General features: G+C 70.3%; 11 protein-coding genes and 2 pseudogenes. 10 read left to right on the top strand and 3 right to left on the bottom strand.

Translation table 11 applies throughout. From position 1 onward, the window contains the following. Window positions 1-85: 85 nt before the first annotated feature. The 8 genes from SGFS_RS18440 (at window position 86) to SGFS_RS18405 (ending at window position 14,056) form a co-directional block, all read left to right on the top strand. Window positions 86-5,575, top strand: coding sequence for a HAMP domain-containing protein (locus SGFS_RS18440; RefSeq protein WP_286251662.1), 5,490 nt, complete (start codon window positions 86-88; stop codon window positions 5,573-5,575). A 297-nt stretch (window positions 5,576-5,872) separates the two neighbouring features. After that, the gene (locus tag SGFS_RS18435; protein ID WP_286251660.1) at window positions 5,873-6,556 is read left to right on the top strand and encodes a response regulator; all 684 of its coding nucleotides are present in this window, start codon (window positions 5,873-5,875) and stop codon (window positions 6,554-6,556) included. Between the two features lie 147 nt (window positions 6,557-6,703). Next, window positions 6,704-9,424 (top strand): FtsK/SpoIIIE family DNA translocase, encoded by a 2,721-nt coding sequence (locus SGFS_RS18430; RefSeq protein WP_434027408.1) that lies wholly within the window; start codon window positions 6,704-6,706, stop codon window positions 9,422-9,424. A 269-nt stretch (window positions 9,425-9,693) separates the two neighbouring features. Further along, window positions 9,694-10,563: a helix-turn-helix domain-containing protein gene (locus tag SGFS_RS18425; RefSeq protein WP_286251657.1), complete on the top strand. Its 870-nt coding sequence runs from the start codon at window positions 9,694-9,696 to the stop codon at window positions 10,561-10,563. Between the two features lie 155 nt (window positions 10,564-10,718). After that, on the top strand, window positions 10,719-12,203 hold the full coding sequence (rimO, locus tag SGFS_RS18420; protein ID WP_286251655.1) for a 30S ribosomal protein S12 methylthiotransferase RimO: 1,485 nt from the start codon (window positions 10,719-10,721) through the stop codon (window positions 12,201-12,203). Then, a complete protein-coding gene (gene pgsA, locus SGFS_RS18415; RefSeq protein ID WP_286251653.1) occupies window positions 12,200-13,030 on the top strand; it encodes a CDP-diacylglycerol--glycerol-3-phosphate 3-phosphatidyltransferase in 831 nt (276 codons plus the stop codon). The genes rimO and pgsA overlap by 4 nt, the downstream gene beginning before the upstream one ends. Then, window positions 13,027-13,572, top strand: coding sequence for a CinA family protein (locus SGFS_RS18410; RefSeq protein ID WP_286251651.1), 546 nt, complete (start codon window positions 13,027-13,029; stop codon window positions 13,570-13,572). The genes pgsA and SGFS_RS18410 overlap by 4 nt, the downstream gene beginning before the upstream one ends. Before the next feature lie 109 nt (window positions 13,573-13,681). Then, window positions 13,682-14,056: a helix-turn-helix domain-containing protein gene (locus SGFS_RS18405; RefSeq protein WP_286251650.1), complete on the top strand. Its 375-nt coding sequence runs from the start codon at window positions 13,682-13,684 to the stop codon at window positions 14,054-14,056. A gap of 839 nt (window positions 14,057-14,895) precedes the next feature. Here SGFS_RS18405 and SGFS_RS18400 read toward each other — a convergent pair. The 3 genes from SGFS_RS18400 to SGFS_RS18390 form a co-directional block, all read right to left on the bottom strand. Further along, complete coding sequence (locus tag SGFS_RS18400) at window positions 14,896-15,660, bottom strand: SDR family NAD(P)-dependent oxidoreductase (RefSeq protein WP_286251647.1); 765 nt, start codon at window positions 15,658-15,660, stop codon at window positions 14,896-14,898. 70 nt (window positions 15,661-15,730) lie between these two features. Further along, window positions 15,731-16,591 carry an Fpg/Nei family DNA glycosylase gene (locus tag SGFS_RS18395; RefSeq protein ID WP_286251645.1) on the bottom strand — a complete coding sequence of 287 codons (861 nt, stop codon included), beginning with the start codon at window positions 16,589-16,591 and terminating at the stop codon, window positions 15,731-15,733. Between the two features lie 242 nt (window positions 16,592-16,833). Continuing rightward, window positions 16,834-21,729, bottom strand: coding sequence for an ATP-dependent helicase (locus tag SGFS_RS18390; protein WP_286251643.1), 4,896 nt, complete (start codon window positions 21,727-21,729; stop codon window positions 16,834-16,836). Between the two features lie 147 nt (window positions 21,730-21,876). On the opposite strand from SGFS_RS18390, the pseudogene SGFS_RS18385 reads away from it, so the two are divergent. Then, a pseudogene (locus SGFS_RS18385) lies at window positions 21,877-22,394 on the top strand (AraC family ligand binding domain-containing protein); the annotation flags it as partial. A 4-nt stretch (window positions 22,395-22,398) separates the two neighbouring features. After that, window positions 22,399-22,521: pseudogene (locus tag SGFS_RS18380) on the top strand (AzlD domain-containing protein); the annotation flags it as partial. Between the last annotated feature and the right edge of the window lie 22 nt (window positions 22,522-22,543).

The following is a 22,543-nucleotide window of genomic DNA, read 5'->3' as shown; positions in this document are numbered from 1 at the left end:
GTACGAGCAGTGTGAGCAGTACGAAGCGTCCGAGTGCGGCGAAATACGCCGGGCAGGAACGGTCGACCCTTGCGGGAGGGACACAGTGGAGTCTGGCGCAGCGACGCGGGGCACTAAGACGCGCGCGAAAGGCGGACAGTCCCTGAACGAGCAGCGCAAACCACGCAAACCGCGCAATGGCACCACCACGGTGGACGCCGCTGCTCTGAGTCGGCTGTTGACGGCCCTTGAGGCGATGCGGGACGGCAACTTCCGCAAGCGGCTGACCGTGTCCGGCGACGGCGTCATGGCCGAGATCGCCGCGGTGTTCAACGAGGTCGCGGACCGTAATCTGCATCTGACCGGTGAGTTGTCTCGGGTGCGGCGCGTGGTCGGGCGTGAGGGCAAGCTCAGCGAGCGGTTGGAGACGGGCGCCTTCGAGGGGGCCTGGGCGACCGCGATCGACAACTCCAACGCGCTGGTCGACGACCTCGTACGGCCTGTCGCCGAGGTCAGCAGGGTGCTGTCCGAGGTCGCGGAGGGCGATCTGTCGCCGCGTATGGAGTTGCGGACGCCGGCGGGGGAGGGGAGCGGGCATCCGCTGCGGGGTGAGTTCCTGAAGGTCGCGCGGACCGTCAACAACCTGGTGGATCAGCTGTCGACGTTCACCGACGAGGTCACGCGGCTGGCCAGCGACGTCGGCACCGAGGGCAAGCTGGGCGGGCAGGCCAAGGTGCGCGGTATGTCCGGTTCGTGGAAGGACCTCACGGACTCGGTCAACACCATGGCGTACCGGCTGACCGCGCAGGTGCGGGACATCGCGCTGGTGACGACGGCGGTGGCGAAGGGTGACTTGTCCCGGAAGGTCACGGTTCATGTGGCCGGCGAGATGCTGGAGCTGAAGGAAACCGTCAACACGATGGTGGACCAGCTCTCCGCGTTCTCCTCCGAGGTGACGCGAGTCGCCCGTGAGGTGGGTACGGAGGGGCAGCTCGGTGGTCAGGCCGAGGTGCCCGGGGTGGCCGGGGTGTGGAAGGAACTCACCGATTCGGTGAACACCATGGCCGGCAATCTCACTCTCCAGGTGCGGGGGATCGCCCAGGTCACCACCGCTGTCGCCAACGGCGATCTGTCGCAGAAGGTGACCGTGCCGGCGCGCGGCGAGGTCGCCAAGCTCGCCGAGACCATCAACCAGATGACCGAGACGCTGCGGATCTTCGCCGACGAGGTCACGCGGGTGGCCAACGAGGTGGGTGCCGAGGGCCGGCTGGGTGGTCAGGCGCAGGTGCCGGGCGCGGCCGGGACCTGGAAGGACCTCACCGATTCGGTGAACACGGTCTTCCGGAACCTGACCATCCAGGTGCGGGACATCGCGGCGGTGACGACGGCGGTGGCCGACGGTGACCTCTCGCAGAAGGTCACCGTGGACGTGGCCGGCGAGATGCTGGAACTGAAGAACACCGTCAACGGAATGGTCGACCAGCTCTCGTACTTCGGTGCCGAGGTCACGCGGGTGGCCAACGAGGTGGGTGCCGAGGGCCGGCTGGGTGGTCAGGCGCAGGTGCCGGGGGCGGCCGGGACCTGGAAGGACCTGACGGACTCCGTCAACACGGCGTTCCGGAATCTCACCGGACAGGTGAGGAACATCGCGGCGGTCACCACCGCCGTGGCCAACGGCGACCTCTCGCAGAAGGTCACCGTCGATGTCGCGGGCGAGATGCTCGAGCTGAAGAACACCGTGAACACGATGGTGGACCAGCTGTCGTCGTTCGCCGACCAGGTGACGCGGATGGCCCGGGACGTGGGCACGGAGGGCCGCCTCGGCGGTCAGGCGCGCGTGGACGGCGTCTCCGGCACCTGGAAGGAACTCACGGACTCCGTCAACTCGATGGCCGGCAACCTCACCTCTCAGGTGCGGAACATCGCGCAGGTGACGACGGCCGTGGCCCGCGGTGACCTCTCCCAGAAGATCGACGTCGACGCGCGCGGCGAGATCCTGGAGTTGAAGAACACCATCAACACGATGGTCGACCAGCTGTCCTCCTTCGCGGACCAGGTGACCCGGGTCGCCCGGGACGTGGGCACGGAGGGCCGGCTCGGCGGTCAGGCGCAGGTGCCCGGCGTCGCCGGTGTGTGGCGCGACCTCACCGAGTCCGTGAACGGCATGGCCGGCAACCTGACCGGCCAGGTGCGGAACATCGCGCAGGTCGCCACGGCGGTGGCCCGCGGTGACCTCTCCCAGAAGATCACCGTGGACGCGCGCGGCGAGATCCTGGAGCTGAAGAACACGCTGAACACGATGGTCGACCAGCTGTCGTCGTTCGCGGAGGAGGTCACCCGGGTGGCCCGCGAGGTGGGTACGGAGGGCCAGCTCGGCGGTCAGGCCGAGGTGCAGGGCGTCTCCGGCACCTGGAAGGACCTCACGCAGTCGGTGAACTTCATGGCGAACAACCTGACGATCCAGGTGCGTCAGATCGCCGAGGTCACCACCGCCGTCGCCAAGGGCGACCTGTCGAAGAAGATCACCGTCGACGCGAAGGGCGAGATCCTCGAACTCGTCACCACCGTCAACACGATGGTCGACCAGCTGTCCTCCTTCGCCGAGCAGGTGACCCGGGTGGCCCGCGAGGTGGGCACCGAGGGCATCCTCGGCGGCCAGGCGCATGTGCCGGGCATCACCGGCATCTGGAAGGACCTCAGCGGCAACGTCAACCTGATGGCCAAGAACCTCACCATGCAGGTGCGGAACATCTCCCAGGTCGCGGCGGCCGTCGCCAACGGTGACCTGACCCGTACGGTGACGATCGAGGCGCGCGGTGAGGTCGCGGAGCTCGCCGACACCTTCAACAGCATGGTGAAGACGCTGAGTTCGTTCGCCGACCAGGTCACCAAGGTAGCCCGCGAGGTGGGCACGGACGGCATCCTCGGCGGCCAGGCGCACGTACCGGGTGTGGCCGGCACCTGGAAGGACCTCACCGAGTCCGTGAACTCGATGGCGTCCAACCTGACCGGCCAGGTCCGCAACATCGCCATGGTGACGACCGCCATCGCCAAGGGCGACCTGACCAAGAAGATCGACATCGACGCGCGCGGCGAGATCCTGGAGCTGAAGACCACCATCAACACGATGGTCGACCAGCTGTCCTCCTTCGCCGAGGAGGTCACCCGGGTCGCCCGCGAGGTGGGCACCGAGGGTCAGTTGGGCGGTCTGGCGCGCGTACGCGACGTCGACGGCACCTGGCGGGACCTCACGGAGTCGGTGAACGAGATGGCCGGGAACCTGACCCGGCAGGTCCGCGCCATCGCGCGCGTGGCCACCGCGGTGACCCGGGGCGACCTGAACCTCAAGATCGACGTCGACGCGTCGGGCGAGATCAAGGAGCTGCAGGACTACATCAACAAGATGATCGCCAACCTGCGCGACACCACGATCGCCAACCAGGAGCAGGACTGGCTCAAGGGCAACCTCGCCCGCATCTCCGCCCTGATGCAGGGCCGCCGGGACCTCGACGACGTGGCCTCGCTGATCATGAGCGAGCTGACGCCGGTGGTGTCCGCGCAGCACGGCGCGTTCTTCCTCGCGCTGCCGCTGGTCGACGGCACGGACCTGGCCCCGGACGGCGAGGACCAGTACGAGCTGCGCATGCTCGGGTCGTACGGCTACTCGATGGGCTCCATGCCGACGTCGTTCCGGCCAGGTGAGGCGCTGGTCGGGACGGCCGCGATGGAGAAGCGCACGATCCTGGTGGAGAACGCGCCGAGCGGCTATCTGAAGATCTCCTCCGGGCTCGGGGAGGCGCCGCCGACGCAGGTCATCGTGCTTCCGGTGCTCTTCGAGGGGAAGGTGCTCGGTGTCATCGAGCTGGCGTCGTTCAACTCGTTCACGCACATCCAGAAGGACTTCCTGAACCAGATCGCCGAGATGATCGCGACGAGCGTCAACACCATCTCTGTCAACACCAAGACCGAGGTGCTGCTGAAGCAGTCGCAGGAGCTGACCGAGCAACTGCGCGAGCGGTCCGACGAGTTGGAGAACCGGCAGAAGGCCCTCCAGGCGTCCAACGCCGAACTGGAGGAGAAGGCCGAGCTGCTGGCCCGGCAGAACCGCGACATCGAGGTCAAGAACACCGAGATCGAGGAGGCTCGGCAGGTCCTGGAGGAGCGTGCCGAGCAGCTCGCGGTGTCGATGCGCTACAAGAGCGAGTTCCTGGCGAACATGTCGCACGAGCTGCGCACCCCGCTCAACTCGCTGCTGATCCTCGCCAAGCTGCTCGCCGACAACGCAGAGTCGAATCTGACGCCCAAGCAGGTCGAGTTCGCCGAGACGATCCACGGGGCGGGCTCCGACCTGCTCCAGCTGATCAACGACATCCTGGACCTGTCGAAGGTCGAGGCGGGCAAGATGGACGTCTCGCCGACCCGTATCGCGCTCGTCCAGCTCGTCGACTACGTGGAGGCCACCTTCCGGCCGCTGACCGCGGAGAAGGGCCTCGACTTCTCCGTACGGGTCTCGCCGGAGCTGCCCGCCACGCTGCACACGGACGAACAGCGCCTGCTCCAGGTGCTGCGGAACCTGCTGTCCAACGCGGTGAAGTTCACCGACTCCGGGGCCGTCGAGCTGGTCATCCGGCCCGCCGGAGCGGACGTACCGGTGGCCATCCGCGAGCAGTTGCTGGAGGCGGGGTCGCTCAGCGATCCGGATGCCCCCATCATCGCGTTCTCGGTGACGGACACCGGCATCGGCATCGCGGCCAGCAAGATGCGGGTGATCTTCGAGGCGTTCAAGCAGGCGGACGGCACCACGAGCCGCAAATACGGCGGTACGGGGCTGGGGCTGTCCATCTCGCGGGAGATCGCCCGGCTGCTCGGCGGCGAGATCCACGCCCAGAGCGAGCCCGGACGCGGTTCCACCTTCACCCTGTATTTGCCGCTGCACCCGAGCGAACTGCCCCCGCAGGGCTACGCGCACAACGCTCCCGCCGCGCTGGAGGCCGGGGAGTTGCTGGCCTCCGAGGCCGAGCTGAGCGAGCGGACCGAGACGCCGGCCGAGGTGAAGTCGTACCACGAGACCCAGAACGGGGCCGCGGCGCTGTTCCGGCGGCGCCGCAGGTCGGTGTCGAACGGCTTCTCCGCCGTGCCCGGGCAGGGCGCTCAGGTGCAGGAGCCGTGGATGCAGGTGCATCAGGAGCCCGTGCCGCAGCCGCGCAGGGTGGGCAGGTTCGACGGCGAGAAGGTGCTCATCGTCGACGACGACATCCGTAACGTCTTCGCGCTCACCAGTGTCCTGGAGCAGCACGGCCTGTCCGTGCTGTACGCCGAGAACGGCCGTGAGGGCATCGAGGTCCTGGAGCAGCACGACGACGTGACGGTCGTGCTGATGGACATCATGATGCCCGAGATGGACGGATACGCGACGACGACGGCGATCCGCCGGATGCCCCAGTTCGCCGGGCTGCCGATCATCGCGCTGACCGCCAAGGCGATGAAGGGCGACCGGGAGAAGGCGATCGACTCCGGGGCCTCCGACTATGTGACGAAGCCGGTCGATCCCGATCATCTGCTGTCTGTCATGGAGCAATGGATGCGAGGCGAGTGACGCGTGGGGCGTTGGATGGTCACAACCCGGTGACCATGCCGAGCAGTTGCTGACTGAGTGTGGCCGAGGCCGTGTAGAAGCGCGGTATTCGGGGAACCTTCTGGTCCCCCGCTGCGTTTCTGCTACGAGCACAGTGACATCACGGTGACAGGGTGTGGCGACGGGCGGGGTGCGGCTACGATGACCGGCACAAGGACGGGCGGCGCAAGGGAGTCGTCCCCTGGGGTGATGCCACTCGGTGTCACCTCGAGTCCTGAGGACAGGGGAGGCCCCAAGCCGGGGCGAGGAGGGCGGGCCATGGTGCAGAAGGCCAAGATCCTCCTGGTCGATGACCGGCCGGAGAATCTGCTGGCGCTGGAGGCCATCCTCTCCGCGCTCGATCAGACGCTGGTGCGGGCATCGTCCGGGGAGGAAGCGCTCAAGGCGCTGCTGACGGACGACTTCGCGGTCATTCTGCTGGACGTCCAGATGCCGGGAATGGACGGTTTCGAAACGGCCGCGCACATCAAGAGGCGCGAACGGACCCGGGACATTCCGATCATCTTCCTCACCGCCATCAACCACGGTCCCCACCACACGTTCCGTGGCTATGCGGCGGGTGCGGTCGACTACATCTCCAAGCCGTTCGACCCGTGGGTGCTGCGTGCGAAGGTCTCGGTCTTCGTCGAGCTGTACATGAAGAACTGCCAGTTGAGGGAGCAGGCGGCCCTGCTGCGGCTGCAGTTGGAGGGCGGCGGCAAGGGCGCGGTGGGCGGCTCCAAGGAGCCCTCCGGCGGCATCCTCGCCGAACTGTCCGCGCGGCTCGCAGCCGTCGAGGAGCAGGCCGAGGCCCTCTCCAAACAGCTCGACGACGACTCGGCGGACGCGGCCGCGGTGGCCACGGCCGCCCATCTGGAGCGCAAACTCACGGGTCTGCGCCGGGCACTGGACGCACTGGAGCCGGGCACGGGCGGCGCGCCTTCGCTGCCGTCGCAGAACTGAGCGGGACCCGGGCGGAGTTGGGTGACAGGCTCTCGGAACGAGGGCCTGTCCGCCCTCGTCAGCTTTGGCGCTCGAGGCGCGCGACACGAACGGGTGAAGCAGTAGGCACACGTGTCCGCTGTCGTCTCCACCGGTAACCTCACCCCCATGGCCTCACGTCAGTCCGCAGCGAAGAAGCCGCCCGCCAAGAAGGCAGCCGCTCCGACGAAGGCTCCGGCGAAGAAGGCCCCCGCGAAGAAAGCCGCAGCCAAGAAGACTGCGGCGAAGAAGACGGCCCCTCCGAAGCCGGCGCCCAATCCGACCGGAGGCGTGTACAGACTCGTACGCGCCGTCTGGCTCGGTGCCGCGCACGCCGTCGGCGCCGTCTTCCGCGGCATAGGGCAGGGTGCGAAGAATCTCGACCCGGCGCACCGCAAGGACGGCGTCGCACTGCTGCTGCTCGCACTCGCACTGATCGTGGCCGCCGGCACCTGGTCCAACCTGCGCGGCCCGGTCGGCGACCTCGTCGAGATGCTCGTGACCGGCGCCTTCGGCCGGCTCGACCTGCTGGTGCCGATCCTGCTCGCGGTCATCGCCTTCCGGTTCATCCGCCACCCCGAGAAGCCGGACGCCAACGGCCGTATCGTCATCGGCCTCTCCGCGCTCGTCATCGGCGTGCTCGGCCAGGTCCACATCGCCTGCGGGGCGCCCGCGCGCAGCGACGGCATGCAGCGGATAAGGGACGCCGGTGGCCTCATCGGCTGGGGCACGGCCACCCCGCTGACGTACACCATGGGCGAGGCGCTCGCCGTGGCGATGCTTGTGCTGCTCACCGTCTTCGGCCTGCTCGTCGTCACCGCCACCCCGGTCAACGCCATCCCGCAGCGGCTACGGCTGCTCGGCCAGAAGCTGGGGATCGTCGCGGACGACGAGGATGAGGAGGCGTACGGCGAGGACGACGCGCGCTACGACGAGCAGTGGCGCGAAGCGCTGCCCGCGCGCTCCCGCAGGCGCGGATCCGCCCCTAAGGACTACGACCCCGACGGTGCCGAGCAGGAGGCCCTCACCCGGCGCCGCCCCCGCCGCTCCGCAGTGCGGCAGCCCGACCCGGACCGGCCCATGGACGCCGTGGACGTGGCGGCTGCCGCCGCTGCCGCGCTCGACGGGGCCGTACTGCACGGCATGCCGCCGTCGCCGGTCGTCGCCGACCTCACCCAGGGGGTGAGCGTGGGGGAGCGGGAGGAGACCACCCCCGTGCCGGCCGCGCGCACGAAGGGGGCCGGGCAGGAGCCCCCGGGGGCCCGGCCGCCCAAGGGTGCCAGGCAGGAAGCCCTGGTGCCCGACCTCACCAAGCAGGCGCCCGACGCACCCCGCGACCTGCCCCCGCGCGCCGAACAGCTCCAGCTCTCCGGCGACATCACCTACTCCCTGCCCTCGCTCGACCTGCTGGAGCGGGGCGGACCCGGCAAGACCCGCAGCGCCGCCAACGACGCCATCGTCGCCTCGCTCACCAACGTCTTCACCGAGTTCAAGGTCGACGCCTCCGTCACCGGCTTCACCCGCGGGCCGACGGTCACGCGCTACGAGGTCGAGTTGGGCCCGGCCGTGAAGGTCGAGCGGATCACCGCACTGACGAAGAACATCGCGTACGCCGTCGCCAGCCCGGACGTACGGATCATCAGCCCGATCCCCGGCAAGTCGGCCGTCGGCATCGAGATCCCCAACACCGACCGCGAGATGGTCAACCTCGGTGACGTACTGCGCCTCGCGGACGCCGCCGAGGACGACCACCCGATGCTGGTGGCGCTCGGAAAGGACGTCGAGGGCGGCTATGTGATGGCCAATCTGGCGAAGATGCCGCATGTGCTCGTCGCGGGTGCGACCGGTTCCGGCAAATCGTCCTGCATCAACTGCCTGATCACGTCGGTCATGGTCCGCGCCACCCCCGAGGACGTCCGCATGGTCCTCGTCGACCCCAAGCGGGTCGAGCTGACCGCGTACGAGGGCATCCCGCACCTGATCACGCCGATCATCACCAACCCCAAGCGGGCCGCCGAGGCGCTGCAGTGGGTCGTGCGCGAGATGGACCTGCGCTACGACGACCTGGCCGCGTTCGGCTTCCGGCACATCGACGACTTCAACGAGGCAATCAGGAACGGCAAGGTCAAGCTGCCCGAGGGCAGTGAGCGCGAACTCCAGCCGTACCCGTATCTGCTGGTCATCGTGGACGAGCTGGCCGACCTGATGATGGTCGCCCCGCGTGATGTCGAGGACGCGATCGTGCGCATCACGCAACTCGCGCGTGCGGCCGGCATCCATCTGGTGCTCGCCACACAGCGGCCGTCGGTCGATGTCGTGACCGGTCTGATCAAGGCGAACGTACCGTCGAGGCTCGCCTTCGCCACCTCCTCGCTCGCCGACTCGCGGGTCATCCTCGACCAGCCCGGCGCCGAGAAGCTCATCGGCAAGGGTGACGGGCTTTTCCTGCCGATGGGGGCCAACAAACCCACCCGTATGCAGGGCGCGTTCGTGACGGAGGACGAGGTCGCGGCGATCGTCCAGCACTGCAAGGACCAGATGGCGCCCGTCTTCCGGGACGACGTCACCGTGGGCACCAAGCAGAAGAAGGAGATCGACGAGGAGATCGGCGACGACCTCGACCTGCTGTGCCAGGCGGCCGAACTCGTCGTCTCCACACAGTTCGGCTCGACGTCCATGCTCCAGCGCAAGCTGCGCGTCGGCTTCGCCAAGGCCGGACGGCTGATGGACCTCATGGAGTCCCGGGGCATCGTCGGGCCGAGCGAGGGCTCCAAGGCACGTGACGTTCTCGTGAAACCCGACGAGCTGGACGGGGTGCTGGCCGTGATCAGGGGGGAGACTGGGGAGTAGCGCGCCTCAGGTTCGGAAGGGCCGAGTGGCACTACGGCATCCGGGTATTCGAACGTGACTCACCCGTAAGGAAATGGTGAGCAACCGTTTCCCTTCGGCGTACGTCAAGTTGGAGGAAGGGACAGCCGTATGTCCCGGCGTCACCGCCATCAGTGTGTCCGGCCATGCTGATGGCGTACAAAGTCCCACCGCCCGGTTGCCCCACCCTTTCGTACCCCCCCTAGACTGAACTCCCAGCACAGGTGGCTACACGCTCGAAAGGCGCCCCCGTGTCCATCGGCAACTCCCCTGACGGCAACTCCCCCGAAGACGAGCGTCCGTTCGAAGACGTGCGTGACGAACGCTCGGCGGATCGTGTCTCGATCGGTCGTGCCCTCCAGCAGGCCCGCATCGCGGCCGGGCTGACCGTCGACGACGTCAGCAACGCCACCCGGGTCCGCATCGCCATCGTGCACGCGATCGAACATGACGACTTCACTCCCTGCGGCGGTGACGTCTACGCGCGCGGTCACATCCGCACCCTCGCGCGTGCGGTGCGCATCGATCCCGCGCCGCTGCTCGCGCAGTACGACGAGGCGCACGGCGGGCGTCCCGCGCCGACTCCGGCGGCACCGCTGTTCGAGGCCGAGCGGATCCGCCCCGAGCGGCGCGGGCCCAACTGGACCGCCGCCATGGTCGCCGCGATCGTCGCGGTGATCGGCTTCGTCGGCTTCACCGCGTTCGACAGCGGCGGCGACAAGGCCGGCAGCAGCTCGCAGGCGGTGGAGGGCTCCACGCCCACCGCCAGCAAGCCCGCCTCGCCGACACCCAAGACCGACAAGCCCGACGCCGACCCGAAGCCCGACCCCACCGACAGCGCGATCGCCGCGGCGCCCCGCGACAAGGTGACCGTCCAGGTCAGCGCCACCGACGGACGCAGCTGGATCTCCGCCAAGGACCACAGCGGCCAGCTGCTCTGGGACGGCCTCCTCAAGCAGGGCCAGTCCAAGACCTTCCAGGACAGCTCCAAGATCGACCTCGTCCTGGGCGACGCCGGCGCCATCCAGCTCTACGTCAACGGCAAGAAGATCGAGGACGACTTCCAGTCCGGCCAGGTCGAGCGACTGACGTACACGAAGGGCGACCCCGAGGTCGGGTGATCGCGCTCTGCGGCCGCGGGTGGCGCAGGACACGCACGAGGGCATGTGCAAGGGCACGTACAAACGGCCCAAAGAGAAACAGGTGCGCGGGGTTGGCCAAGATCGGCCAACCCCGTCGACGTGGGCTGTCAGTGGGACGAAGTAGTCTTGAGCCCATGCCTGAACGCCGTACCGTCGCACTTGTCACTCTTGGCTGCGCCCGTAACGAGGTGGACTCGGAGGAGCTCGCAGGCCGCTTGGAGGCGGACGGCTGGGAGCTCGTCGAGGACGCCGAGGACGCGGACGTCGCGGTCGTCAACACCTGTGGCTTCGTCGAGGCCGCCAAGAAGGACTCCGTCGACGCCCTCCTCGAGGCCAACGACCTCAAGGGCCATGGCAGAACCCAGGCCGTCGTGGCGGTGGGCTGCATGGCCGAGCGCTACGGCAAGGAGCTGGCGGAAGCGCTGCCCGAGGCCGACGGCGTACTCGGCTTCGACGACTACGCGGACATCTCCGACCGCCTCCAGACCATCCTCTCCGGCGGCATCCACGCCGCCCACACCCCGCGCGACCGGCGCAAGCTGCTGCCGATCAGCCCGGCGGAGCGGCAGTCGGGGGCGGAGGACGTGGCCCTGCCCGGGCACGGAGCCCCGGTCGACCTGCCCGAGGGGCTCGCGCCCGACTCCGGGCCCCGCGCCCCCCTGCGCCGCCGGCTCGACGGCTCGCCCGTCGCCTCGGTGAAGCTCGCCTCCGGCTGTGACCGCCGCTGCTCCTTCTGCGCCATCCCCTCGTTCCGCGGCTCCTTCATCTCGCGCCGGCCCTCGGACGTGCTGAACGAGACGCGCTGGCTGGCCGAGCAGGGCGTCAAGGAGATCATGCTGGTCTCCGAGAACAACACGTCGTACGGCAAGGACCTCGGCGACATCCGTCTGCTGGAGTCGCTGCTGCCCGAGCTGGCCGAGGTCGACGGCGTCGAGCGGGTCCGTGTGAGCTATCTCCAGCCCGCCGAGATGCGGCCCGGGCTGATCGACGTGCTCACGTCCACACCCAAGGTCGTGCCCTACTTCGACCTGTCCTTCCAGCACTCCGCCCCCGCGGTGCTGCGCTCGATGCGCCGCTTCGGCGACACCGACCGCTTCCTGGAGCTGCTCGACACCATCCGGAGCAAAGCCCCCGAGGCCGGCGTGCGATCCAACTTCATCGTGGGCTTCCCCGGCGAGACCGAGGCCGACCTCGCCGAGCTGGAGCGCTTCCTGAACGGCGCTCGGCTCGACGCGATCGGCGTCTTCGGGTACTCCGACGAGGAGGGCACCGAAGCGGCCACGTACGAGAACAAGCTGGACGAGGACGTGGTCGCCGAGCGCCTCGCGCGCATCTCGCGGCTGGCCGAGGAACTGGTCTCGCAGCGCGCCGACGAGCGGGTCGGCGAGACCGTCCGCGTGCTCGTCGAGTCGGTCGACGGTGAGGAGGGCGCGTACGGCCGCGCCGCGCACCAGGCACCCGAGACGGACGGGCAGGTGCTGTTCACGAGCGGCGAAGGCCTGAGTGTCGGCCTTATCGTCGAGGCCAAGGTGGTCGGTACGGAAGGTGTCGACCTGGTGGCCGAGCCACTCCCGGGCTCGCTCGGCTCGCCCGCATGTACTGAGGAGGCGGCCAGATGACGGGAGTCCCGGCATCCGCGGCGGGCGGCCCCTCCGGCGCCAAGGGCGCCCCGAGCGCCCCCGGCGTTCCCGGAGCCGCCGGTTCTGCCGCCTCTGTCGGGTCCGTGGATGTCTCTGAGGGTGTCCCTGCGGGCGCCTCCGGGGGTGACTCCGCGGGTACTTCAGGCGGTGCTTCCGTCGGTTCTTCCGAGGGGGCGCGGCCCGTGCGTGGTGGAAAGCTGGGCGCCGCCGCCGTCAACCAGGCCAGCCTCTGGAACATCGCGAACATCCTGACCATGGTCCGGCTGGTCCTCGTACCGGGCTTCGTCATGCTGATGTTCATGGACGGCGGGTACGACCCGGTCTGGCGGGCCTGGGCCTGGGCCGCCTTCGCCGTCGCCATGATCACCGACGTCTTCGACGGCCATCTGGCCCGGACGTACGACCTCGTCACCGACTTCGGGAAGATCGCCGACCCCATCGCCGACAAGGCGATCATGGGCGCGGCGCTGATCTGTCTGTCCTACCTCGGCGATCTGCCGTGGTGGGTGACGGGTGTGATCCTCGGCCGGGAACTGGGGATCACGCTGCTGCGTTTCCTTGTCATCCGGTACGGAGTCATCCCGGCGAGCCGCGGCGGCAAGCTGAAGACCCTCACGCAGGGCACGGCCGTCGGCATGTACGTCCTGGCGCTGACGGGCCCGCTGGCCACTCTGCGGTTCTGGGTGATGGCAGCGGCGGTCATTCTGACCGTCGTCACCGGACTCGACTACATAAGACAGGCCATTGTGCTGCGCAGGCGCGGAATCGCCGAGCGCGAGGCCGCGTCGGAGGGAGCGGAACGGTGACGTCCACGGCCGCCGACGTGCTGCGACTACTGACAGTGAGAGGCGAGACGCTCGCCGTCGCCGAGTCGCTCACCGGTGGTCTGGTGGCCGCCGAGATCACGGCCGTGTCCGGAGCCTCCAAAGCTTTCGTGGGATCGGTCACCACCTACGCCACCGAGCTGAAGCATCGGCTGCTCGGCGTCGACGCCACCCTCCTGGACCAGCGTGGAGCGGTGGATCCGCAGGTCGCGGCCCAGATGGCGGCCGGCGTACGCAAGGCGCTCGATGCGGACTGGGGGATCGCGACCACCGGAGTCGCGGGCCCCGACACCCAGGACGGACACCCCGTCGGCACGGTGTACGTGGCCGTCGACGGGCCCTTCGCCGCGGATTCCGATTCATCTGGTGGCGGAAAAGTGGCCTCGCTGCGGTTGAACGGCGACCGGACGGAAATTCGTATGGAGAGTGTACGGAGCGTACTCGCACTGCTCCTGAAGGAGCTTGCGGGCGAACAGACCGGGAATGAGCGGGCACAGGATACGGAACAGAACGGGGGGACTTGATGTTTGCAGCCCTGAGTGAACACAACAGCGCTCCCCGCACGGCCGCGGCGCAAGGCGGTACGGTGGGGCGTGAAGGATGCGGCTACGCGGTCCGAGGAGGGAGCCACCGATGATTCTGCTCCGTCGCCTGCTGGGTGACGTGCTGCGTCGGCAGCGCCAGCGCCAGGGCCGTACTCTGCGCGAAGTCTCCTCGTCCGCCCGAGTCTCACTCGGCTATCTCTCCGAGGTGGAGCGGGGGCAGAAGGAGGCTTCCTCCGAGCTGCTCTCCGCCATTTGCGACGCGCTGGACGTACGGATGTCCGAGCTCATGCGGGAAGTGAGCGACGAGCTCGCCCTTGCCGAGCTGGCCCAGTCCGCAGCGGTCACCGAACCGGTGCCAGCACCAGTGCGTCGACCCATGCTCAACTCCGTATCGGTGGCCGGTGTGCCACCGGAGCGGGTCACGATCAAGGCGCCCACCGAGGTGGGCGTCGTCGCGGCCTGAGGGTCGTACGGTTCGAGGTTTCGGTTCGAAGATTGTCGGGAGCCCCGGGCGGGGCCTTCCAGGGAGACCTGGGGGGTGTCGGCCGGGGCTCTTGTGTTGTTCGGGTTCGGGTGTGGTTCGGTCTTGGGCGGGTGGGATTTCCGTCGAGGGGTGCGGGGTGGGCTCCCGTTTGCCGGGGTGCTGGTGTGGGGCCATCGTGGAGGGTGCGATCGGGGTACGGGTGAGGCTCGTGCCATGTCCTCCGCCTCGGTTCGGCCGGTGCGCTCATGTGCCGTGTGTGCGCCCTCCCTGTGGATGAGGGCGGGTTCTAGCGTCGGGCTGGAGGTAGGGGCCATGGCGATACCGGCGAGGCGAATAGTGCGCTGGGGGGCGGCGCTGGGCCTTGGTGCGCTGTGGTGGTGGGGAGCTCTGCGGCTTGCGCTGGCGCCGGATGCCGGGATGGTGGAGGGGGCGGTTGTGGCTGGGGGGTGGGGGCTGAGTCTGTTGCCGGTGCATTGTGTGCCGGGGAGAAGAAGGCGGGGGGAGGGCGTGCGGGGGTGTTGAGGGGGGCGGGCGCCTGGTGCCGGTGCTGCAGGGGTGACGCTGCTGCTGTGAGTGGCGCCCGGAGACCGTTGCTGGGCGGGGGTGGGGCGCGCGGCCCGGCGCTTTCGGGGTGTCGCTGAGCCCACGCGCGCCGTCCCCGGCGGCAGGAGTGCTCGCGGACATGTTGGACAGGCGGAGTTCCCGGTGTCGTCTGCTGGGGTGTGTGCGTCGTCCCATGGTGGCGGCTGTGACCAGGGTCAGCCGGGGTGGGCCCCGCGGTGACAGGAGTGGGGGGTGGCGGGTGTTCCGGTGGGTTGTCACCAGGGCATGGCGACGCCGCCGTTCGGGCGGAGGATCTGGCCTGTGGTAAAGGCCGCGGCGTCGGAGGCGAGGTGGAGTACGGCGTGGGCGATGTCGTCGGGTTCGCCGACCCGGCCCAGTGGTGACAGCCGTGACATGTGCGACTCCGTGCGGGCCTGCGCCTCGTCGTCGTGGCGGTCGGTCATGGGCGTTCGGATCCAGCCGGGGGCGACCGCGTTGACGCGGATGCCGTGCGGGCCGACCTCTGTCGCGAGAGTCTTCGTCAGCTGGACCACGGCCGCCTTGGTCACGCCGTAGCAGAGCAGACCGGGGCCGCCGGTGTCGACCGCGCCGGACGCCATGGTGACGATGCTGCCCCTGGTGGCGTGGGCGATCATCAGGCGGGCCGCCTCCTGACAGGCGTACAACACCCCCTTGAAGTTGACGCTCCACACCCGGTCGAGGTCCTCGTCGCGGGTGTCCAGCACCGGGCTGCTGTGCATGATCCCGGCGATCGCGGCCATGACGTGGAGTCGCCCGCAGGCCGCCACGGCTTCCCGGAGGCGGGTGCGGTCGGTGACGTCGAGGTGGTGGGTGTGGGCGCTGCCGCCCTCGGCCTTGATCAAGGCCGCGGTCCCGTGCAGGCCCTGTGCGTCGCGGTCCGCGCAGTGCACGTCGGCTCCCGCCTCGGCGAGGAGGACGGCCGTGGCCCTGCCGATGCCGCCGCCGGCGCCGGTGACGAACGCGGTGCGGCCGGTGAGGTCGTACGCGGTGACGGGCATGAAAGGACCGTACGAGTGTTTCTGACGGAGCGTCAATTGGTCGTACGGGAGTTGGGGTCGGGGGTGTTGCTCAGGTGGGGCGGGGCCGCGTGGGTGTGCCCGGGCGGGGGCGTGGGGACCGGGAGGCGCCCGGGGCCGGGGCGGGGCCCGTCTGGCAGGTCGGGCACCAGTAGGTGGGGCGTTCGCGGGAGCCGTCGCCCTGGTCGGCGTTGCGGATCGAGGTGTGGCAGCGCAGGCAGGGGCGGGGAGCGCGGCCGTAGACGAAGAGGTTCTGGTCGCGGTGGCCGGTGGTGGTGCGGGGGGCCGGGCGGTCGCGGTTGGCTTCGAGGAGCTTCTTGGCGAGGGCGGGGAGTCGAGCTGCCATGTCCTGCGGGAGTTCGCCGACGGGGAGCCAGGGGGTGACCCGGAGGAGGAAGCAGAGTTCGCTCTTGTAGACATTGCCGATGCCGGCGAGGTTGCGCTGGTCGAGGAGGGCCTCGCCGAGGGGGCGCGCGGGGTCGCTCAGGAGGTTGGCCAGGGCGAGGTCGGGGTCCCAGTCCGGGCCGAGGAGGTCGGGGCCGAGGTGGCCCACGGCGCGGTGCTCGTCGGTGGTGCGGAGGAGTTCGAGGACGGGGAGACGGTAGCCGACGGCCGTGCGGTCGGGGGTGCCGAGGATCGCGCGGATCTGGTGGGCCGGGCCGCCGGTCCATCGCTGGTCGTTTGCGTATACCTTCCAGGAACCGTCCATCCGCAGGTGCGAGTGGAGCGTCAGGCCGCCTTCGATGCGGGTCAGGAGGTGCTTGCCGCGGGGGGTGACGTCCAGGACGGTGCGGCCGGTGAGGTCGGCCGTGGCGTACTTCGGTACGCGCAGGTCGGAGCGGGTCAGCACCTTGCCCGCGAGGGCGTTGTGCAGGCGTTTCGCGGTCTGCCAGACGGTGTCTCCTTCGGGCATGGGTCAAGGGTGGCATGGGGGTGGGGTCGGCTGCGCTGAGATCGGTGGGTGCGGGTGCGGGTGCGGGTGCGGGTGCGGGTGGGGGTGCGGGTGGGGGTGCGGGTGGGGGTGCGGGTGGGGGTGCGGGTGGGGTCGGGGTTTGGGTTTGGGTTTGGGTTTGGTTGAGGGTGGGGGCGGCTGGGCTTGCGGTTCGCCGCGCCGCTGTCGGGGCGCAGCCCCTCCCCGGGGCGGAGGGCGAGTGCTCAGGCCCGGATGCGCAAGCCACGGGGGGTCGCGATGAAACCCGCTCCTTCCAGGAGAGTGCCGTACGGGGAGGTGAGGGCGGAGGTGCCGTTCACCCGTTCCACAGTGACCGTGCCGAGGGAGCCCGCCCGGGCTGCTGACGCCAGGGCTTCGGCGGCCGGGCGGAGGCGTGGGTCGTCCATGGGGCTGTCGTCCGGGGCGGCGGGCCAGGCCAGCAGGGTCTTTCCGCCACGCTCCATGTAGAGGGTCAGTTCACCGTCGACCAGGACGACCAGGGAGCCTGCCTTGCGGCCCGGTTTGTGTCCGGCCTCGGTGGGCGGCTCGGGCCAGGGGAGGGCAGCGCCGTAGGCGTTCGCCGGGTCCGCGGCGGCCAGGACGACGGCTCGGGGGGAGGGGGTGGGGCGGGGGCGCGTACGGCTGCCTTGGCGGCCGTACGAGTCGTGATCGCCGTAGCTGCCGTAGCTGCCGTAGCTGCCGTCGGGGGTGGAGGCAGGGGTGGAGGTGGTCGGAGTGTCGAAGCCCGAGGGGTCGGGGCTGTGGAGGTCAGGGGCGTCGGGGAAGGCGTCCCAGGCAGCCGGAGACGGGGTCGGGTTCGGCGCTGAGCCATGGCCCCCGGCGAGGCCGTTCGAACTTACGATCGACAGAGGCTCGCCCCGCTCGCGTGCGTTGGCCACCGCTCGCAGTCGGTCCACCGCGCCGTCCATCGCGAACTGTGCCGCGCCAAGCCCTTCGACCACATAGCCGCGCCGTGCCTGGCCGCTCTCCTCGAAGACGGACAGGACGCGGTATGTCGCGGAGAAGCCCCCTTCCACGCCCTCGGCGGCCACGGCGCCTCGGGTGACGACGCCGTGCCGGTCCAGGAGTGTGCGGGCGAGAGCGTGGGCACGGACGGTGGGGTCGGGCTCGTTGGCCGGCAGCAGGGACCAGCGGCCCGCGACGGTGGGTGGGCCGGTACGGGACTGGGGGCGCGCGGCGGCGGTCAGGGAGCCGTACCGGCCGCGCGGGATCGTGCGCTTGGCGCGGTGGGCCGTGGAGCCGGCCGTGCGGCCCGAGCCGAGCAGGGAACGCATGGGGGTGAGCGTGTCGTTGGTGAGTCGGCCCGACCAGGCCAGGTCCCAGATGGCGTCGGCGAGTTGGGGGTCGGTGACCTCGGGGTGTGTGGTGGCCCGGATCTGGTCGGCGATCTGACGGAAGAACAGGCCGTAGCCCCCGGAGAGGGTGTCGAGGACGGACTGGTGGAGGGCCGTCAGTTCGAGCGGATGCGGGGGCGGGAGGAGCACTGGGGCCGCGTCCGCCAGGTACAGCGAGACCCAGCCGTCCTTGCCGGGGAGGGCTCCGGCGCCCGCCCACACGACCTCGCCGGTGGCCGTGAGTTCGTCGAGCATCGACGGCGTGTAGTTGGCGACCCTGGACGGCAGGACCAGCTTCTCCAGAGCGGACGCGGGCACCGAGGCACCCTGGAGCTGTTCGATCGCGCGCACCAGACCGTCGATGCCACGCAGCCCGTGGCCGCTGCCCACGTGCTGCCATTGGGGAAGGAACTGTGCGAGCGCGGCGGGCGACACCGGCTCCAGCTCGTGCCGCAGGGCCGCCAGGGAGCGGCGGCGCAGACGGCGCAGCACGGCGGCGTCGCACCACTCCTGGCCGATGCCCGCAGGGTGGAACTCACCCTGGACGACTCGGCCGCTCGCCGCCAGCCGATGGAGCGCGCCTTCGGTGACGGCCGTGCCGAGGCCGAAGCGGGCGGCCGCCGCGACCGAGGTGAACGGGCCGTGCGTGCGTGCGTATCGGGCGAGGAGGTCGCCGAGCGGGTCCTTGACCGGCTCGGTGAACGCCTCCGGGACACCGACGGGCAGGGCCGTACCGAGCGCGTCGCGCAGGCGGCCCGCGTCCTCGATCGCCGCCCAGTGGTCGGTGCCGGCGATCCGGACCCGGATGGCGCGGCGGGCCCCGGCCAGTTCCCCGGCCCACTGCGGCTCGGCGCCGCGCTCGGCCAACTCGGTGTCAGTGAGGGGGCCCAGAAGCCGCAGCAGGTCGGCGACACCCTCCATGTCCTTGACCCGCCGGTCCTCGGTGAGCCATCGCAGCTCCCGCTCCAACTCGACGAGCACCTCGGCGTCGAGCAGCTCGCGCAGCTCCGCCTGGCCCAGCAGCTCCGCGAGCAGCCGGGAGTCCAGCGACAGGGCGGCGGCGCGGCGCTCGGCGAGCGGGGAGTCGCCCTCGTACAGGAACTGGGCGACGTAGCCGAAGAGTAGGGAGCGGGCGAAGGGGGAGGGCTCCGGGGTGGTGACCTCGACGAGGCGGACCTTGCGGGACTCGATGTCGCCCATCAGCTCAGCGAGGCCGGGGACGTCGAAGACGTCCTGGAGGCATTCGCGGACCGCCTCCAGGACGATCGGGAAAGAGCCGAATTCGCTGGCCACCTGGAGCAGATGGGCCGCCCGCTGCCGCTGCTGCCACAAGGGCGTGCGCTTGCCTGGACTACGGCGGGGGAGCAGTAGCGCGCGGGCGGCGCACTCACGGAAGCGGGACGCGAACAGCGCGGAGCCACCGACCTGGTCGGTGACGATCTGGTCGACCTCTCCCTTGTCGAAGGCGACGTCGGCCGCGCCGACCGGGGCCTGTTCGGCGTCGTACTCCATGCCCGCCTTCATGGGCTCCTGGTCGAGCAGGTCCAGGCCCATCAGGTCGGCGTCGGGCAGGCGCAGCACGATGCCGTCGTCGGCGTGCATGACCTGGGCGTCCATGCCGTAACGCTCGGAGAGGCGGGCGCCCAGCGCGAGTGCCCACGGGGCGTGGACCTGGGCGCCGAACGGGGAGTGGACGACGACCCGCCAGTCACCCAGCTCGTCGCGGAAGCGTTCGACGACGATGGTGCGGTCGTCGGGGACGTGGCCGCAGGCCTCGCGCTGTTCGGCCAGGTAGGACAGGACGTTGTCCGCGGCCCAGGCGTCAAGGCCTGCCGCCACCAGACGCAGACGGGCGTCCTCCTGGGACAGGGAGCCCACCTCGCGCAGGAACGCGCCCAGCGCACGGCCCAGTTCGAGCGGCCGTCCGAGCTGGTCGCCCTTCCAGAAGGGGAGTCGGCCCGGGACACCCGGCGCGGGGGAGACCAGCACCCGGTCGCGTGTGATGTCCTCGATGCGCCACGAACTGGTGCCCAGGGTGAAGACGTCCCCGACCCGGGACTCGTACACCATCTCCTCGTCCAGCTCGCCGACGCGGCCACCGCCCTTCTTGGGGTCGGCACCGGCGAGGAAGACCCCGAAGAGGCCGCGGTCCGGGATCGTGCCCCCGGACGTGACCGCCAGGCGTTGGGCGCCGGGACGCCCGGTGATCGTGCCGGCGATCCGATCCCACACCACGCGCGGGCGCAGCTCCGCGAAGGCGTCGGACGGATAGCGGCCCGCGAGCATGTCGAGGACGGCCGTGAACGCGGACTCCGGGAGCGAGGCGAAGGGCGCGGCGCGGCGGACGGCGGCGAGCAGGTCGTCCACCTGCCAGGTGTCCATCGAGGTCATGGCGACGAGCTGCTGTGCCAGCACGTCCAGGGGGTTGGCGGGGACCCTGAGGGACTCGATGGAGCCGCTGCGCATCCGCTCGGTGACGACCGCGGCCTGGACCAGATCGCCGCGGTACTTGGGGAACACCACGCCCGTGGAGACCGCGCCCACCTGGTGTCCCGCGCGGCCCACGCGCTGGAGCCCGGAGGCCACGGAGGGCGGGGACTCGACCTGGATGACGAGGTCCACCGCGCCCATGTCGATGCCCAGTTCGAGGCTGGAGGTGGCGACCACGGCCGGCAGCCGGCCCGCCTTGAGATCCTCCTCGACCAGGGCGCGCTGCTCCTTGGAGACCGAGCCGTGGTGGGCCCGGGCGAGCACCGGGGGCGCGCCCTGTGCCGCGCCCGAGCCGCCCATCAGCTCCGCCGGGGCGTGGTGCTCGTCCAGGGGCTCGCCGGTGGCCCGCTCGTACGCGATCTCGTTGAGCCGGTTGCACAGGCGCTCCGCGAGGCGGCGGGAGTTGGCGAACACGATCGTGGAGCGGTGTGCCTGCACGAGATCGGCGATCCGCTCCTCGACGTGCGGCCAGATCGACGGTCGCTCCGCGCCCTCGTTGCCCTCGGCGACCGGGGAGCCGCCCAGCTCGCCCAGGTCCTCGACCGGGACGACCACCGAGAGGTCGAACTCCTTGCCGGACGGGGGCTGCACGATCTCCACCTTGCGCTGCGGCGAGAGATAGCGCGCGATCTCGTCGACGGGACGCACGGTTGCGGAGAGGCCGATGCGGCGCGCGGGCCTGGGCAGGAGCTCGTCGAGCCGCTCCAGGGAGAGGGCGAGGTGCGCGCCACGCTTGGTGCCGGCGACCGCGTGCACCTCGTCCAGGATCACCGTCTCCAGGCCTGTGAGCGCGTCGCGCGTGGCCGACGTCAGCATCAGGAACAGCGACTCCGGGGTGGTGATCAGGATGTCCGGGGGGCGCGTGGACAGCGCGCGGCGCTCGGCGGCCGGGGTGTCACCGGAGCGGATGCCCACCTTCACCTCGGGCTCGGGCAGCCCAAGGCGTACGGACTCCTGACGGATGCCGGTGAGCGGACTGCGCAGGTTCCGCTCCACGTCCACCGCGAGGGCCTTCAACGGTGACACGTACAGCACCCGGCAGCGCTTCCTCGGGTCGGCCGGGGGAGGGCTCGACGTCAGCTGGTCCAGCGCGGCGAGGAACGCGGCCAGGGTCTTGCCGGAACCGGTCGGGGCGACCACCAGCACGTCCGAGCCCTCGCCGATGGCTCGCCACGCCCCGGCCTGGGCCGCGGTGGGCGCGGAGAACGCCCCCGTGAACCAGCCGCGGGTCGCGGGCGAGAAGCCCTCGAGGGCTCGATGTGCGGAGCTGACCATGCCCCCATCCTGCACCCGACCACTGACAATGGGCCTGAGCTGCGGAAACGTACGTCTTCCCGGCACCAACACCGGCCCGGCCCGGCCCCGCAACCTGACCCGGCTTCGCGCAGCGACCCGCACGGCCCGCGACGCAGAAGGGGTCGCATGGCAGGTTCGGCGGAGCGAGCACGGCATTGGCGGTACGCGGAGTTGCCGGGTGTCGATCTGGTGCGGGCCCGCTGTGTCGAGATGCCGAGAAGAGGTTCGTGCGGCACACCCACGAGAACTTCGTGATCGCGGCCATCGCCGACGAGGTCGAGGTCTTCCACCACGGCGGCTCCGAACAGTACGCGGGCCCGGGCACCCTGGCTCTGGTCAACCCCGACACCGCGCGCACGGGCCGCGCGGGTGTACCCGAGGGGCGGCGGTACGGGGCGGTCCACTCGGCGCCGGACCTGGTGGCCGAGACAGCCGCCGAGACCACCAGGATCCGTGGCATCCCCGGCTTCATCAGCCCCGTACTCGACGACCCGTACGCCGCCCGTCCGGTCCACCAGGTGCTGCGGGCCGCCGACGAGGGCAACGCGCTCGCCGCCGGCACCCTGCTCCGCGTCGCCGTGACCCGGCTGCTGCGCCTCAATGGCGGGCCGCAGCCGCAGCGCGGCGCCGTCCAGACGGTCGGCGTCGGTCATCCACGCGAGGGCCGCGGGGCTCGCGGCCGCCACCGTCGCGCTGCTGCGCGCCCCGTTCCTGGTCGTCGTGGCCGCGGCGGTGATCGTGACGGCCGGGGTGCGGGCGCTAACCGGCTGAGAGGTGGCCTGACAGCCGTACG

The sequence above is a fragment of the Streptomyces graminofaciens genome (genome assembly GCF_030294945.1).
Lineage (GTDB): Bacteria > Actinomycetota > Actinomycetes > Streptomycetales > Streptomycetaceae > Streptomyces > Streptomyces graminofaciens.
Note: the sequence above shows the minus strand (reverse complement) of the source record. Positions and strands in the feature narration are given on the sequence as shown.